Consider the following 14,846-nt stretch of genomic DNA (forward strand, 5'->3'; position numbering starts at 1 on the left):
CGCGCGCGGTGCCATGTCCCCCCGTGGACACGCCCCCGTCCTCGGAGCGCGATGGGCGCGCGGCATGCCTGGAACCAGTCTCCAGGGCTTGTCCCCGAACTGGAGCAAGCCCATGCAGCGCAGGAACTTCCTTCGACTCACCGCGATGAGCAGCGGACTGCTCGTCCTGGGGCCCGGCTTCTGGCGTTCGGCCTATGCGGCCCCGTCGCGGCCAGGCCCCGGCCCCTATGGCGCCCTCTCCGGAACACCAGATGCGCAAGGCCTGCGACTGCCCGCGGGCTTCACCTCTCGCATCCTCGCTCGCACGAATGAAGTCGTCCCTGGGACGAACTATCCCTGGCACGGCAGCCCGGATGGCGGCACGTGCTTCGCCACGGGCGACGGTGGCTGGGTCTACACGTCCAACAGCGAGCTGCCCCTGCTCGGCGGTGCCTCCGCGCTGCGCTTCGACGGCGGCGGCGGCGTGGTGGGCGCCTATCGCATCCTCGGCGGAACCATCGCCAACTGCGCGGGAGGCCCGACCCCGTGGGGCACGTGGCTGTCTTGTGAGGAATGGGACGGCGGACACGTATGGGAGTGCGACCCGCTGCGTCCCTCGCAGGGCCTGCGCCGCGCCGCGCTGGGCACCTACGCCCACGAGGCCGTCGCGGTGGACCCCGTGGGACGACGGCTGTACCTGACGGAGGACCGCCCCCACGGGCGCTTCTACCGCTTCACGCCAGCCCAGTGGCCTTCACTCGCCTCCGGCACGCTCGAGGCCGCGCGCCTGTCAGGCAATGCGCTGGAGGGCACCGCGAGCTTCAGCTGGGTGAAGGTCTCCGCGTCGAGCCCCGCCTGGCTCCAGCCCGCGCGGTTCGTGACCACCGCGTTCGATGGCGGAGAGGGCTGCTGGTACGACAGCGGCACCGTCTACTTCACCACCAAGGGCGACAACCGCGTCTGGGCCCACACCCCGTCCACCGGACGGGTGGAGATTCTCTACGACGACAACCTCTTCCCGGACTCGCCCCTGCATGGCGTGGACAACGTCACCGTGTCCCGCTCGGGGGACCTCTACGTGGCCGAGGACGGAGATGACCTCCAGCTCTGCCTCATCACCCCGCAGCCGGAGCGGATTGTCTCACCGTTCCTCCAGCTCGAAGGCCATGCGGGTTCGGAGCTCACCGGCCCCGCATTCAGTCCAGACGGGCACCGGCTGTACTTCAGCTCGCAGCGGGGAACGGACGGACAGGGCGTCACCTTCGAGGTGAGCGGGCCCTTCCGCTGAACACAACCACAGCCCCCGCGCGGCGCAATCACACCTCGCCGCGCGGGGACGTCACAGCGGGGTTCGTCAGGGCGAGTAGTAGAACGCCGAGCCCCAGAAGAAGCCCGACTTCCCGCTGGGAGGCGTGCCGAGGTAGCAGTTGGCGCCGTCGAACCAGCCCGCCTCACACACGTTGTTCGGGCCGCGCGTCATGTAATAGTTGTTGGCATGCATGAAGGGCGAGCCGTCGCCCGCAGGCATCGAGGCCACGAAGCAGTTGGCGCCATCGAAGGTCGCGTCGACCGTGGTCCCGTTCCAGACGACGTCGCCCGGGCACGCATCACCGGCCACCGACACCACGAAGCTGGAGGAGCAGACCGTCTGGCCCGCGGTGTTGGTGACACTCAGGTTGACGGTCGACCAGCGACCCGGCTGCGCCGCGGCAGCCAGGATGAAGCTCAGATACATCGTCGTCGAGGAACCGATGAAACCCTTGGTGCCATTGCTCCAGGACACGCCCGGCGCGGCGCTGAAGGCCAGGTTGATGAGACCCGCGCTCCCGGAGGAGGTCGCGGTGATGATGTACGTCCCGTAGGCCAGCCCCGAGACATTGATGGTGTCGGAGTACCCCGTGCCTGGGTTCACGGTGGTGTTGGTCGGCCAGCTCGTACACTGGGCATCCGCACGGCCCGGAGAGGCGACGATGAGCGCCATGGCGACGGCCGCGGCACACAGCCAACCGCGAGACATACCGATACGAGAGGAAGAAGTCGAAGACGAGATGCGCATGCAGCCCCCTGATGAGTGAGAACCGCACTTTGCTGTGATTGAAGGTCTGCATACAAGCCTGAATGCGAATCATTCACATCCATTTCACCTCCCACTGTGACATGCCACGCTACAAGTCTGTCAGCCACGTCAGGAACGATGAGAAAACGGGCTGTCTTTGTAGCGTCCGTTGCTACAGCCGTGGCGAGCCTGTCAGACGTGATGCCTCCCCCCGCATCGAAGCGAAGGCCTCGGCGATACGAATCCGGAGTCCGAGGCGGGGCGAAGGCGCGGCAGGCCCAGGCGGCCCCGGCGCCGCTCGGACGCCCGCCCGCTGGAGGTCACCATTCCCGCGCCGACGGAGGCCCGAATCGTCTACTGTGCCCCCCTTCTCGGAAAGGTCGGTGCTTGTCGCATGGGTGGTGGTCGTGAGCTCTCGCCAGTTCTCCTCGTGGGCGCCGGTACGGGCGAGGCCACGTGCGGCATCCTCTACCTGGCGAGCTACCTGCGACGTGGCGGCATCGAGGCCTTCGTGCGGCTGTACGACGGCGACGAGACGGAGGCGGAGGTGGTGCGCTCGTTCGAGGGCCTCGTCGCCCGCGTCCGGCCGCGCGTGGTCGGCATCAGCCTCAAGTGGTTCCACCACGTGGACCGCGCGCTGCTCATCGCCCGGACACTGAGGAAGATAGACCCCGGGATTCGCATCGTCGTGGGTGGCAACTCCGCGTCGTACTGGTGGAGGGAGCTGCACGCGTTCGACTGCATCGACCACATCGTGCTGGGTGACGGCGAGGTGCCGCTGCTGGCCATCTGCCAGGGGGAGGAGTCCCCGCCCAACTGCGTGTCGCGCTCCCCGTCCGGCGCCTCCCGGCGACTGCCCCTGACCTACATCCAGGGCGCCACCAACACCGAGGACATCTACTACTCCCACTTCGACGAGCTGTTCCTGAGCCAGTTGGACCGCAACTCGTTCTCCGGCTGGGTGGCGCCCGGCAAGGGGTGTGGCGAGAACTGCCTCTATTGCGGCGGGGCCCGGGGCAACCAGAAGGCGGCCTTCGGGCGCGCGAAGCCGTTCCTGCGCTCCGAGCAGAGCGTGCGGAGGGACCACCAGGAGATCGCCGGACAGACGTGGCAGATGCGCTACGACTTCGCCGGCAGCACCGCGGAGTTCCTGGGGAGCACCTGGGCGGGCGTGGACCTCTCGAAGCACTGCTGCACGTACTTCCTGTGGGGCGTGCCGCGCCTGGAGCTCGTCGCCGAGCTGGCCCGGACCTTCAAGCGCGTCTACATGGTCATCGACATCGGCTGCTTCTCCGAGCAACAGCGCCTGGACCAGATGGGCAAGGGCCTGCTCAAGCCCTGCGCCAGGGACAGCGAGCTGCTCCAGGTCATCGACGCCTGTCGCCGCCATCCGAACCTGGACATGGAGATCTCCGGCATCGGCGGCCTGCCGTTCACTGACACGGCCCGGCTGGCGGAGGAGCTGCGGCTGGTGGAGCGCGTCATCAGCCTGGACTGCGTGGTGGGTTATCAGCGGCTCGAAGCGCAGCCCGGCGCCCTGGTCACCGAGCATCCCGCCCGCTTCGACATGGTGAGCGAGGCGAAGACGTTCAAGGAGTTCGTCGACTACTTCGAGCAGCGCGAGCCCGGCGACGTGTCGGTGCCGATGATTCGCTTCCGCGACGCGGCGCTCGAGGCGGCCGTGCAGCGCAACTCCGACCAGGTGGACGCGCTCGCCTGGAAGCACCGGGACACGCGGCGCACCGTCGACGTCAATGGACGCACCCGGCTCCTGAACACCGCGCCGTCGACGCGGCGATTCACGCTGGGGGAGTGGCTGGGCCAGCACCGGGCCCCGGCGAAGGTGGCTCAGGAGCCCGTGACGGTCCTCCGCTCGGTCGACGGCATCACCCTGACATGCGCGCCCACGGTCAGCCCTCGCAAGTTCTCGGACCCGACGCTGGTGCAGGGGCAGGACGGGGCCATCCTCCTCGCCGCCCTGGCCGCCTTCGAGCGTCCCGCGACGGTCTCCAGCGCCGTGAGCCAGTTGGGGACGAAGGCGCGGTTGGATCCACACTCCGCGCGCGAAGTGATTGACCACCTGGTGGACGGCCGCTTCCTCCAGCCGGCGTAGGGGCAGTCACCAGGGGTCAACAGCCGGGCCTCCCCACCCCAGAAAGGGCGCGGCACGGCCGGGAATCTGGCGTATGGAGCCCCCATGGCGCGGAACATCGATGGAACCGAGCTGAGCCGGGTGATGCGGGCCGAGATGGCTCAACAGGTGGCGGAGCTTCAGGCCGCCGGAGTCACGCCAGGGCTCTCCGTGGTGCTGGTGGGCAACAACCCCGCGAGCCAGGCCTATGTCGCGAGCAAGACACGCGCCTGCGAGGCCCTGGGGATGAAGGGCCAGACGCTGAACCTGCCGGAGGACGTGTCCAAGGACGAGCTGTTCGCCGTCATCGACCGGCTGAACTCGGACGCGACGGTCCACGGCATCCTCGTCCAGCTCCCCCTCCCCGCGCACCTCCCCTACAAGGCCGTCCTGGAGCACATCCACCCGGACAAGGACGTGGATGGCTTCCATCCGCAGAACGCCGGGCTGGCCTTCGTGGGTGACCCGCGCGCCTTCATCCCCTGCACCCCCGCGGGCATCCTGGAGATGCTGCGCCGTGAGAACATCCCCACGCGGGGCAAGCACGTGGTCATCGTGGGGCGCAGCCTCATCGTCAGCAAGCCGCTGGCCTCGCTGCTGATGGCCCCCGGCCCGGACGCCACCGTCACCATCACCCACCGGCACACCCCCGACCTCGCCTCGTTCACCCGGCAGGCCGACATCCTCATCGTCGCGGTGGGCAAGCAGAACCTCATCACCGCGGAAATGGTGAAGCCCGGCGTGGTGGTCATCGACGTGGGACAGAACCGCGTCGAAGACCCGGGCTCCGCGCGCGGCTTCAAGATGGTGGGCGACGTGGACTTCGACGCCGTCAGCCAGGTCGCCGAGGCCATCACCCCCGTGCCCGGAGGCGTCGGCCCGATGACCATCACCATGCTGCTCGCCAATACCCTCCAGGCCGCTCGGGCCCGCGTGACGCGAAGCCAGCCGTAGAGGAGGAGCCCCGGCCTCCGGGTGAATATCTCCCCGCGCACTTCGTCGGGAAGTTCACAAAGCTCGCTCGCTGGCACACCAGGCCGGCCAGCGCCTCCTCGTGAACGACCCCATGAAGAACCCTGTCCTCGCCACTGTCGGGCTGTGCCTCTGGCTTGCCACCCCGGGCACCGTCCTCGCCGCGCCCCGCGCCTTCGACTTCTCCTCCCCTGCGCGGTCCACGCGAGTGATGGAGTCCCGGGCCCTCTTCGGACCTGGCCGCCTGGCGGAGGGCAACCGCCTCCGCGCCCTCTCCGTCGATGGCCACGCGGCGACCAGCGAAGGGATTCCCACCCACATCTGGCTGGTGCCCCTGCTCCTCACCGGCGTGGGACTCGCCGCCGGCATCGCCGTCTGCGCGGGCTACGACAAGGGGGGTGAGGGCTGTGGAACCAGCCTCCTGACGGGCATCATGCTGGGGCTGTCGCTGGGGGCGGGCTATCTCAGGCTCGTCACCGGCTCTGACTGGGATTGGGAGGACAACGAGGAATTCGCCGCACCCCGGGCCCGGTTCAACATCCCCCTGGGGCTCACGCCTTCGCTGGGTATCGTCAATGACAGGGCAGTGCTCGGGCTCGGAGCGCATTTCTGACACACGCGCCCCGCGCGTCAGAAGCCTTCCAGCACCAGCTTGCCCTTGGCTTTGTGTGACTCCAGGAGCTGGTGGGCGCGCCTCAGGTTCGCCGCGTCGATGCGGCCGAAGTGCTCGCCCACCGTGGTCCGCAGCATGCCCGCGTCCACCAGCTTCGACACCCGCTCCAGCATGTCGTGCTGCGCCTGCATGTCCGGGGTGCCGAACATGGAGCGGGTGAACATCAGCTCCCAGTGGAGCGACGCGCTCTTGCGCTTCAATTCGCGCACGTCGATGGGGCCCGGGTCGTCGATGACGCCGAGCCGGCCCTGCGGCGCCAACGCCTCCACCAGCTGCGCGTAGTGCCGGTCCGTGTGCGTCAGGCTGGCGATGAACTCCACCTGCGGCACGCCAATGCGCTTGAGCTCCTGCGCCAGCGGCTGCTGGTGGTCGATGACATGGTGCGCCCCCCGCTCGCGAACCCAGTCCTGCGTCTCCGGACGCGAGGCCGTGCCAATCACCGTCAGCCCCGTGAGCCTCCTCGCGAGTTGCACCAGGATGGAGCCCACCCCTCCCGCGGCGCCCACCACGAGCAATGCGCCGCCCCCCTTCCCCTCCGGCACCTGGAGCCGGTCGAAGAGCAACTCCCACGCGGTGACGGCCGTCAGCGGCAGCGCCGCCGCCTCCGCGAAGCCCAGCGACGTCGGCATGTGGCCCACGATGCGCTCGTCCACGACGTGAAGTTCGCTGTCGGTGCCAGGCCGGGTGATGGTGCCAGCGTACCAGACGCGCTCCCCGGGCTTGAACAGCTTCACCCCCGCCCCCACCGCCCGCACCACACCGGCCGCATCCCAGCCCAGCACCTTCACCTCCCCAGCGGGTGGTGTCGCGCTCGCGCGAACCTTCACATCCACGGGATTGACGGAGATGGCGCGCACCTCCACCAGCAAATCCCTCTCACCTGGGACGGGGTCTGGCAGCTCCACGTCGAGCAGCGCGTGGGGGTCCGACGCGGGGAGAGGCTGGCGATAACCGACGGCTCGCATGGGAAGCTCCTGAAGGCTTGTCGAACAATTCAACGTCATTGAACGCCGACGTCCGCACCAAACCCAGTCGGAACTGGCGCGAACTGCCTTTGCGTCCAATCAAAGACACTCCTTCCAGGAGCATGGAACTTCTCCTGACCTGCGAACGCAAACAGTCCGCCAGCGGATAGACCTTCCTTTGGGAATCCGTCTCCAGGGCACCCCTCCCGTCGCAATGCCACCATTTCCCCGCAGCCCACCCCGGGATGCACAAAGGAGACACCCCCATGAATTGGCACACGTTCGGTCGGAATCCCCGTCGTCTCATTCGCTCGGGTCTGCTGGCCCTGAGCTCCTTCGCGTTGCTCGGACTTTCGGCGGCGACGGTGCTGCTGACCCCCGCCCAGGCCTCGGCCGAGGAGACCTCCCCGTGTCCCTGGTCTGGAGTCCTCTGCCTGTTCGACGGGCCTGACTACACCGGCGCCGTCTGGAACGTCATGGCCTGGCCGCCGGGCGGTTCGGGGACGTGCGTAGGGCTGCCCGAGCACGGCTGGGAGGACCGGGCCGTCTCCGCCATCAACACGAATGACCAGGCCGCGGCGCTGTTCCCCAACGAGAACTGCCAGGGCTATCCCCAGATGGTGGGCCCGGGCGAGTCCGCCAGCCCGCTGTACTTCGCCCCCAAGAGCGTCTGGGTCTACTGACGCACCGGGTACGCCGCGAGCCACACCTTCCGGCTCGCGGCGCACCGGACCCGCGTGGCGCTACGGGGCTTCCACGAACACCCACTGGTCGCGATAGGCCGTCGTCGGAGTCATGGTGACGTACCAGACGCCCGGCTCGGGGTCCAAGACCCAGCAGGCCCCGTAGCTCCCTCCTCCCGACGAGGCACAACCAAACTCCGTGGCCGTCGGAGGGCTGCCCTTCCGGGTCGCGATCTTGACGGAACCGGCGGGAGACCCGGTGTCCATGGGTCCCGCCTCCACCGCGAGATGGTCCGCGCCTGGGGGAACCATGACCTTGAAGGTCCTCGCGAGGCTCACCGAGCCGGTGAGCCCCTTCGTATACGTCCCGCTCCGCACCAGCGGCACCGTGTCCACCTGCCGCGCATGGAACCCCACGATGCGGGCCGTGTCGTAGGTCGCCGACGAGGACCTCACCAGCGTGTACCAGGTGCCCGCCTGGGGCGCCGACACCTGACACCGCACGGTGCCTGCGGTGGGCTCCGCGCAGCGCGTGCTGGCCGTGGTGGGGAGCGTGTCCTTCGCCAGATAGACGGCCAGGTCGCCTGTCGTCGTCGCCGGGGCCGACGCCTCGAAGAGCAGCTCCGTCTCACCCGCCGGCACCTCCAGCGTGAAGAACTGGGGATGGCCCGGCTTGATGACGAGGTTGGGAAGGGGCACGCCGTTGGCGAGCGCCGTCACCGTCCCCGCGTTGATGAAGCCTCCCATGAGGGACAGGCCCCGGTACCGCGCCGGCCCCGTGAGCGACACGAACCACGTCCCCTCGCTCGGGTTGGGGATGACACACACCTGCCCGCTGGAGGTGGTGGACCCGGAGCAGTCCACGCTCGCGCTCCCCACCGGCCGCCCCCCGAACTTCACCTTGAGCGCCGGGTTCCCCACGCCGTTTCCCGTCCCGAACCACAGCAGGCCCTGGCCCGGCGGCACCTCCAGCTTCCACACCTGCTGCGAGCCGGGCTGAGCCGTGAGCCCGGTGAGCGCGACATGGGACGTCAGCGAGGGAATGCCTTCCGCCTGCGTCATCGACCAGGTCCCCGACAGGCGCGCCTCGGACGGTATGTTCGTCACCGTCTGCGTCCAGTGCCCCACGTACCACGTGCCGGCGCGAGGCTGGACGAAGTCGCAGTTCTCCTCGCTGCCCATGGCGTTCCTCGACGCGCAGTCATGGCTATAGGTCGTGGGAGGAGCCCCGTAACGCACGAAGAGGTTCGCGTTGCTGGTGTTCGTGGTCTCTCCCTTCAGGTTGAAGTTCAGGTGGCTGGCGCCCGGAGGCACCTCCAGCTTGAAGACAGTCATCGTGGACACGGGGACGTTCTGGACGGGCTGCTCCCACATGCCATTGACCAGCTCGCGCGCCTCCCGGTTCATCGTGGTGATGCGCATCATCCCGTCGTACGCGGAAGAGCCATACAGGGTGATGAACCAGACGCCTCCCGCGGGCGTGGGGATGTCACAGGCGCTCCGGGACTTGCACTTGTATGAGAACTCGGTCGGAGAGGCCTGGTGCTGAATCCAGATCTCCGGCCCGGTGCCCACGTGATACGGCTTGTCCACCAGCTCCACCAGCAGATAGGGCCGCCCCTCGGGGAGCTCCAGGCGGTAGGTCCGGAAGACGTTCGACGAAGGCAGGACGGGCGTCGCCGTGTCGGCGGTGATGGAGGAGATGGGCCCCGTCTCCGAGTGCCGCGCCACGAGGGTGGCGTTGTAGCCCGCGCCCGGAGGAGGCCACATGCTGGTGACCTTCACGAGCACGAACCAGGGCCCCTCCTGGGGGTCGAAGTAGTCACACCGCTCATAGGACGAGTACGACTGGGTGGAGGCACAGTCGTAGTCCGTGGTCGTCGGCAGGGAGCCGCGCTTGACGTAGAGACTCGCGTCGGCCTGGCTGGCCCCCTGCGTGACGAAGGTCAGCCCGTTGCGCCCCGGGGGCACATCGAAGCGGTAGTAGTTGGGCTGGAAGCCCTCCGGGATGCCATTCACGGTGATGCCATTGAGCAGGGGGGTGGGCGCGGTCACCTTCGCGACGAGCGTCTGTCCCGAGAAGGCCGCGCGCGCGCGGACGCGCACATACCAGGTGCCACCCGCCGGGCGCTCGATGACGCAGGTGACGCCCATGAGACAACCCGAGAGGCCCGTCGGAGGCGGCACACCGCCGGGCCGGGCATCCACCACGACGTCAAGCGTAGGATTGCTCAGGCTGAACTCGAGCTTCACCTGGTGGGGCGGCACCTGAAGGGTGAACAGGCGATCCTCCAGCGGCATGCCGGAGATGGGGGCCGAGGGCTGGTCGAGCACCAGTTCTCCCGTGGAGACAGGCACGGAGCTGGTGTATCCGGCCGTCAGTGTGTGACCTTCGAAGTTGTTGTTGCCGCTCGGCTCCACCCAGAAGTGCCACGTGCCCGCCGCCGGGGCGTCGATGACGCAGGAGCCAGGCAAACCCTGCCTGCACACATAGCCCCCATCGTGTTCGGGCTTGCGGCCAAGCCGCGCCGACACGGAGGCCGAGCCCGCTCCCCCCTGGGCCCAGATGGCCAGCCGCGCCTGACCCGGCGGCACCTGCAACGTGTAGTAGAGACGGTCATTGCCATGGCCCCCCACGCCCGTCACGGGCTGGAGGTTCGTCAACGCCGTGTGGCTGACCACGCCCCTGTACACACCCAGGACCGACAAGTAGTCGAAGTAATTGTAGGGATAGTGTGGAGCCACCCGGACGTACCAGGTGCCCGCCTGGGGTTCCTCATAGGAACACCCCGCCCCAGTGCTCGTCTGAGAACAGTCGTAGTCAGTGCCCACCGGCGGGCTGCCGTACTTCACGGACATGAAGAAAGAGCCGGCGAAAACGTTCGGCACCTCGAACCGGAGCGTGGCGACGGCTGGGGGGACTTCCAGCTTGAACAGGAACGGCCCGCCCGTGTCGCTGTAGAGGCCCGACACCGTCAGGCCATTGGTCAGCGGGATGGCCTGCTCGGCGCCACCCACCGTCTGCGCCAGCAGGGTGATTCCACTGAACGCCGCATAGGCCCGCACCATCACGTAGTACGTCCCCGCCGCCGGGGCCGTCACCGTGCACGTCTCCGCGTTGCCGCTGACCCACGAACGGCAGTCATAGCTCGCCGTGGTGGGCAGCGCTTCCCGCTTCACGTAGAGGTCCGCGTCGCCCGTTCCTCCCGTCAGCGTCACCTTCAGGGAGGTCTGCTGCGCGGGCACCTCCAGCTTGTAGAAGAGGTTGACGTCCTTGGCCGCCGAGAGGCTCAAGACGGGCTGGCCATTGATGAGCGCCGTCACGGGAGGCACCACCGTGCCCACCAGCTTCGCACCGCTGAAGACCTTGTAGCCGCGCACCATGACGTACCAGGTGCCCGACAGGGGCGCCGACACCAGGCAGCTCTCCGAGTTGCCGACGTTGCGGGAGCGGCAGTCATAAGTCGCGAGGTCGGGTGTGGAGCCGCGTCGCAGGTAGAGGTCCGCGTCGCCCGTCCCTTCCGAGAGCGCCACGCTCAGTTGCGTCTGTCCCGCCGGCACCTGGAGCGAGTACATCAGCCAGTCGCCCACGACTCCGGACACGCCGGTCACGGCCTGGCCAGGGGTCAGCGTGCGCACGGGGCTGGTGCCCGTGCCATGGGGGGTGACGGTCCCCGTGAGCGTCACGTTGGAGAAGGCGCTCGTCGCGGTGAGCAGCACGTACCACGTGCCAGCGGCCTCGCGGCCGGACACCGTGCAGCGCTCCACGCTGTCCGCTCCCGCCGACGTGCACTCGCCCGTCGTGGCCGTCGGCGCGGCGCCGAAGCCCACCTTCATGTCCAGGTTGCCGGGGCCTCCCGTCGTGGTGAACGTCACCGCGCTCTGGTTGGCGGGGACGTCCATCGTGTAGAGCCGCTGCCCGCCCGTCGGGGCCGCGATGAACGGGACGGCCGTGCCCGGGGTGAGCACCCCGTCCACCAGGCCCTGCTCGCGGCGCTCGGTGGAATCCAGTCCGGACTCGGGTAGCTCATCACCACAGCCGCTCCACAGGAGCAGCGCTCCCGCGAGCAGGCAGATGCGTTGAAGACAATTCACAGGGTCCTCGAATCGTGTCGGGGCCTCGCCGTGGCTGCCGCGAAGCCCCAGGTTCGTGCAATCGGGTGACACTTGCTTCCGTCACCTTCGAACGGGCCCCGGCGCGAGCTGTCGCGGTGCGCCACGAGGATTTTTCAACACGGTTTTCAGCAAGGAGGACCCGCGAGGTCTCCCGAGGTCGCGCGCATGCGAGGCACGAGCGAGCACTTCGAGATGCGACGGCATGCGGCGCCAGGCCGTCCCGCCACGTCGCGAACTCAAGTCCGCTCTTCGCCCACCACGCGCCAGGATGCGCATGGTGGGCACGGAAGAACCGTGAGGCCGAGCTACTGCTGCTCCGTGCACTCGAACGACGCGTTGGCCGCCTCTTCTTCCTCCATGGACACCAGCGCGTCTTCGATATCCTCACGGGCGGCGGTGCACGTCCCCACCGACCAATCCTCGAACCACTCCCCGCACGTGATGATCCGCCTGCCTCCGGGAACGGTACAAACCAACCAGCACGGCGGCGTATCCTGACACTGGTCGTCGCAATCGGGAGGAAGGGCCGACGCGGACGACGGGGCCAACGCCAGCGCGGCGAGACCCGCGAGCAGGGACTTCGAGAAGAGATTCATGGGGGGCTCCACGACAACGGGTGAGCGGGCCACGCGTCGCGGCCCGCGTCCCAGACTATCTGGGCTTGAGCATTCAAAGCTCGCATAGACAGACACCCAGGAGGCTTCCTCTCCCGTTGCAAGTCTTCGCGGAGGGTGCATCGGCCCCCGCCCGGCTCTAGGCTCGGTCCCACGTGACTCCTCTTCGCACCGCAAGGACAGCTTCCCGGATGACGCAACACGTCGAAAGGCACGCAGGACTTCGCAGGGCGCTTGTTGTTGACACTCCGCCAACAAGTTCCCATCATCTCCCTCACAGGAGCAATGAGGCCCCAGCCATGAGCTACGAACACATCCGGTTCTCGGTCGCGGATCGGATCGCCACCCTCGAGCTGAACCGACCCGAATCGCGCAACGGCTTCACGGTGACGATGGCGGACGAGCTGGCGGACGCGCTGTCCGTGGCGGACGCGGACGAGGCCGTGCGCGTCGTCATCCTCACGGGGGCCGGCAAGGACTTCTGCGTGGGGGCGGACCTGAGCGGGTTGTCGTTCGAGGTCGCCAACAGCGCCCCGCCGGAGCACGGCTGGGTGGAGCCGGCGACGCGGGTGACGCGCAAGCTCTTCGCGCTGCGCAAGCCGGTCATCGCCGCCGTGCGCGGCGCCGCGGTGGGCGTGGGCTCCACCATGTTGCTGCCGGCGGACTTCCGCCTGGCCTCCAAGGACAGCCGGTTCGGCTTCGTGTTCAGCCGGCGAGGCATCTACCCGGAGGCGGGCTCCAGTTGGTTCCTGCCCCGGCTGGTGGGCATGGGGCGCGCGCTCGACTGGATGGTGAGCGGCAGGCTCATCCCCGCCGAGGAGGCGCTGAGCGCGGGGCTGGTGCGCTCGCTGCATGAGCCCGACGCCGTCTTGGACGCCGCGTACGCGCTGGCGCGAGAGCTGGTGGAGACCACCGCGCCCGTGTCCGTGGCCGTCATCCGTCAATCCCTCTACCGGATGAGCGCCCTGCCCTCTCCCGAGCAGGCCTTCGCGTTGGACAGCCAGCTCATCGCGACGCTGGGCCAGAGCCCGGATGCCGTGGAGGGCGTCATGGCCTTCCTCCAGAAACGGCCACCCTCCTTCGCGCGCACCGTGGAGCAGGACCTGCCCGCGTTCCTTCCCTGGCGGGAGCGTGAGTCATGAGCCCCGCGCCCGCGCCTCGCTGGAAGCGCCTGGAACCAGATGCGCGCAGGGAGCAGATTTTGGAGTGCGCGATGCGCCTGTTCGGCGAGCGCCCCTACGCGCAGGTCTCCACCACGGACATCGCCAAGGAAGCCGGCGTCGCCCGGGGGCTGCTCAACCACTACTTCGGGCAGAAGCGGGACCTCTACCTGAAGGTCGTGAAGAGGATGCTGCTCATGCCCGGCCTCGAAGAGAAAGTCAGCCCCACGGGAACCCTGCGCCAGCGCGTGGAGCGCAGCGTCGAGTGGTACCTCGACACGGTGGCGACGCACGGAAAGACCTACGTCGCCGTCACCGGCGCGGGCAGCATCGCGGACCCGGACGTCGAGCGCATCATCTCCGCGGCGGACGACGTGGCCGCGGCGAAGACGCTCGAGTTCCTCGGCATGAAGGTGGAGGTCGGCAGCGACGCCCGGCACCGCGCGATGATGCGCTCCTACGCCGGCATGGTGAAGGCCACCATCCGCGAGTGGATTCGCGGTGGCACCCTCTCCCGCGAGGAGGCGCACCTGCTCCTGAGCGAGGCGCTCATCACCATCGTCCAGGACGTCCTCCCCCAGCTCACCCCACCCCAAGGTCGCGCCGACAAGGGTGACGCTCCCGCCGTCAAGCCGGGAGCCCCGCGCGAAAAGGACGAAGGATGACCCAGAAGCCACTCGCGGGACGCACGCTGCTGATGTCCGGAGGAAGTCGTGGAATCGGGCTGGCCATCGGCATCGCCGCGGGCCGGCTGGGAGCCAATGTCGTGCTCCTGGCGAAGACCGACACGCCGGACCCCCGGCTGCCGGGCACCGTGCACACGGCCGCGGACGAGATTCGCGCCGCGGGTGGCCACGCGCTCGCTGTGGTCGGCGACGTGCGCGAGGAAGCCGACGTGCAGCGCGCCGTGGACGAGGCCGTGGCGCGCTTCGGTGGCATCGACTTCTGCGTGAACAACGCGAGCGCGCTGGCCCCCCTGAAGACTGACGAGCTGCCGCTCAAGCGGTTCGATTTGATGCAGCAGATTCAAGTCCGGGGCACGTTCCTCCTGACGCGCACCGCGCTGCCGCACCTGCGCCGCTCCCCGCACGCGCACATCCTCTCGCTGTCGCCTCCCATCAACCTGGCGCCGCACTGGCTGGGCAAGCATCCGGCGTACACCATGGCCAAGTACGGCATGACGCTGCTGACGCTCGGCTGGGCGGCGGAGTTCGCGGAGGCCGGCATCGCCGCCAACGCGCTCTGGCCCAGGACGCTCATCGCCACCGCCGCCGTGAAGAACCTGCTGGGGGGAGATGCGTCCATGCAACGGGCCCGCGCGCCGGAAATCATGGCGGACGCGGCCGTGGCCATCCTCCAGCGCCGGCCCCGTGACTGCACCGGGCACACGTTCATCGACGAGGACGTCCTGCGCGCCGAAGGAATCACAGACTTCAGTCGCTACGGCGGCGGTCCCGACGTGATGTTGGACCTGTACGTCGACCCCTGAAGTGAAAG

Annotated in this window: 12 protein-coding genes; 8 read left to right on the top strand and 4 right to left on the bottom strand. The window is 68.5% G+C overall.

Features of this window, described 5'->3' with window-relative positions:
* Nucleotides 1–112 precede the first annotated feature (112 nt).
* Entirely contained in the window at nt 113–1,267 is a 1,155-nt protein-coding gene (locus LZ199_RS42480) for an alkaline phosphatase PhoX (RefSeq protein ID WP_253999530.1), read from the top strand.
* 66 nt (nt 1,268–1,333) lie between these two features.
* On the opposite strand, the gene LZ199_RS42485 is transcribed toward LZ199_RS42480, so the two are convergent.
* Nucleotides 1,334–1,996 carry a hypothetical protein gene (locus LZ199_RS42485; protein WP_253999531.1) on the bottom strand — a complete coding sequence of 221 codons (663 nt, stop codon included), beginning with the start codon at nt 1,994–1,996 and terminating at the stop codon, nt 1,334–1,336.
* A 433-nt stretch (nt 1,997–2,429) separates the two neighbouring features.
* Between LZ199_RS42485 and LZ199_RS42490 the strand changes: the two genes are divergently transcribed.
* The 3 genes from LZ199_RS42490 to LZ199_RS42500 all read left to right on the top strand — a co-directional run bounded on the left by LZ199_RS42490 (nt 2,430) and on the right by LZ199_RS42500 (nt 5,751).
* On the top strand, nt 2,430–4,148 hold the full coding sequence (locus tag LZ199_RS42490; RefSeq protein ID WP_253999532.1) for a B12-binding domain-containing radical SAM protein: 1,719 nt from the start codon (nt 2,430–2,432) through the stop codon (nt 4,146–4,148).
* 84 nt (nt 4,149–4,232) lie between these two features.
* Nucleotides 4,233–5,120, top strand: coding sequence for a bifunctional methylenetetrahydrofolate dehydrogenase/methenyltetrahydrofolate cyclohydrolase FolD (gene folD, locus LZ199_RS42495; protein WP_253999533.1), 888 nt, complete (start codon nt 4,233–4,235; stop codon nt 5,118–5,120).
* A 112-nt stretch (nt 5,121–5,232) separates the two neighbouring features.
* A complete protein-coding gene (locus LZ199_RS42500) occupies nt 5,233–5,751 on the top strand; it encodes a hypothetical protein (RefSeq protein WP_253999534.1) in 519 nt (172 codons plus the stop codon).
* Between the two features lie 17 nt (nt 5,752–5,768).
* On the opposite strand, the gene LZ199_RS42505 is transcribed toward LZ199_RS42500, so the two are convergent.
* Nucleotides 5,769–6,776 (bottom strand): zinc-binding alcohol dehydrogenase family protein, encoded by a 1,008-nt coding sequence (locus LZ199_RS42505; RefSeq protein WP_253999535.1) that lies wholly within the window; start codon nt 6,774–6,776, stop codon nt 5,769–5,771.
* 266 nt (nt 6,777–7,042) lie between these two features.
* Here LZ199_RS42505 and LZ199_RS42510 point away from each other — a divergent pair, with 266 nt between their 5' ends.
* The gene (locus LZ199_RS42510; RefSeq protein WP_253999536.1) at nt 7,043–7,459 is read left to right on the top strand and encodes a peptidase inhibitor family I36 protein; all 417 of its coding nucleotides are present in this window, start codon (nt 7,043–7,045) and stop codon (nt 7,457–7,459) included.
* Nucleotides 7,460–7,519: 60 nt separating this feature from the next.
* Here LZ199_RS42510 and LZ199_RS42515 read toward each other — a convergent pair whose 3' ends face one another.
* Together LZ199_RS42515 and LZ199_RS42520 are read right to left on the bottom strand one after the other, a co-directional pair.
* Complete coding sequence (locus LZ199_RS42515; RefSeq protein WP_253999537.1) at nt 7,520–11,554, bottom strand: PPC domain-containing protein; 4,035 nt, start codon at nt 11,552–11,554, stop codon at nt 7,520–7,522.
* A gap of 326 nt (nt 11,555–11,880) precedes the next feature.
* Nucleotides 11,881–12,171 (bottom strand): hypothetical protein, encoded by a 291-nt coding sequence (locus tag LZ199_RS42520; RefSeq protein ID WP_253999538.1) that lies wholly within the window; start codon nt 12,169–12,171, stop codon nt 11,881–11,883.
* Between the two features lie 317 nt (nt 12,172–12,488).
* Between LZ199_RS42520 and LZ199_RS42525 the strand changes: the two genes are divergently transcribed.
* Genes LZ199_RS42525 through LZ199_RS42535 form a run of 3 tightly spaced genes read left to right on the top strand, consistent with a single transcriptional unit; the run spans nt 12,489 to nt 14,838 of the window.
* Complete coding sequence (locus LZ199_RS42525) at nt 12,489–13,331, top strand: enoyl-CoA hydratase-related protein (RefSeq protein ID WP_253999539.1); 843 nt, start codon at nt 12,489–12,491, stop codon at nt 13,329–13,331.
* Complete coding sequence (locus LZ199_RS42530) at nt 13,328–14,014, top strand: TetR/AcrR family transcriptional regulator (RefSeq protein ID WP_253999540.1); 687 nt, start codon at nt 13,328–13,330, stop codon at nt 14,012–14,014. Before LZ199_RS42525 ends, LZ199_RS42530 begins: the two co-directional genes overlap by 4 nt.
* Complete coding sequence (locus LZ199_RS42535) at nt 14,011–14,838, top strand: SDR family oxidoreductase (protein WP_253999541.1); 828 nt, start codon at nt 14,011–14,013, stop codon at nt 14,836–14,838. The genes LZ199_RS42530 and LZ199_RS42535 overlap by 4 nt, the downstream gene beginning before the upstream one ends.
* Nucleotides 14,839–14,846 lie beyond the last annotated feature (8 nt).

Origin of the sequence: Myxococcus qinghaiensis (assembly GCF_024198215.1) — a bacterium.
GTDB classification, from domain to species: Bacteria; Myxococcota; Myxococcia; order Myxococcales; family Myxococcaceae; genus Myxococcus; species Myxococcus qinghaiensis.

Bases quoted from the DNA above. Each gene is read 5' to 3' on its own strand.
- LZ199_RS42530 (WP_253999540.1), top strand. From the start codon at position 13,328: ATGAGCCCCGCGCCCGCGCCTCGCTGGAAGCGCCTGGAACCAGATGCG.
- LZ199_RS42520 (WP_253999538.1), bottom strand. From the start codon at position 12,171: ATGAATCTCTTCTCGAAGTCCCTGCTCGCGGGTCTCGCCGCGCTGGCG.
- LZ199_RS42535 (WP_253999541.1), top strand. From the start codon at position 14,011: ATGACCCAGAAGCCACTCGCGGGACGCACGCTGCTGATGTCCGGAGGA.
- LZ199_RS42500 (WP_253999534.1), top strand. From the start codon at position 5,233: ATGAAGAACCCTGTCCTCGCCACTGTCGGGCTGTGCCTCTGGCTTGCC.
- LZ199_RS42510 (WP_253999536.1), top strand. From the start codon at position 7,043: ATGAATTGGCACACGTTCGGTCGGAATCCCCGTCGTCTCATTCGCTCG.
- LZ199_RS42480 (WP_253999530.1), top strand. From the start codon at position 113: ATGCAGCGCAGGAACTTCCTTCGACTCACCGCGATGAGCAGCGGACTG.
- LZ199_RS42525 (WP_253999539.1), top strand. From the start codon at position 12,489: ATGAGCTACGAACACATCCGGTTCTCGGTCGCGGATCGGATCGCCACC.
- LZ199_RS42505 (WP_253999535.1), bottom strand. From the start codon at position 6,776: ATGCGAGCCGTCGGTTATCGCCAGCCTCTCCCCGCGTCGGACCCCCAC.
- LZ199_RS42485 (WP_253999531.1), bottom strand. From the start codon at position 1,996: ATGTCTCGCGGTTGGCTGTGTGCCGCGGCCGTCGCCATGGCGCTCATC.
- LZ199_RS42490 (WP_253999532.1), top strand. From the start codon at position 2,430: ATGGGTGGTGGTCGTGAGCTCTCGCCAGTTCTCCTCGTGGGCGCCGGT.
- folD (WP_253999533.1), top strand. From the start codon at position 4,233: ATGGCGCGGAACATCGATGGAACCGAGCTGAGCCGGGTGATGCGGGCC.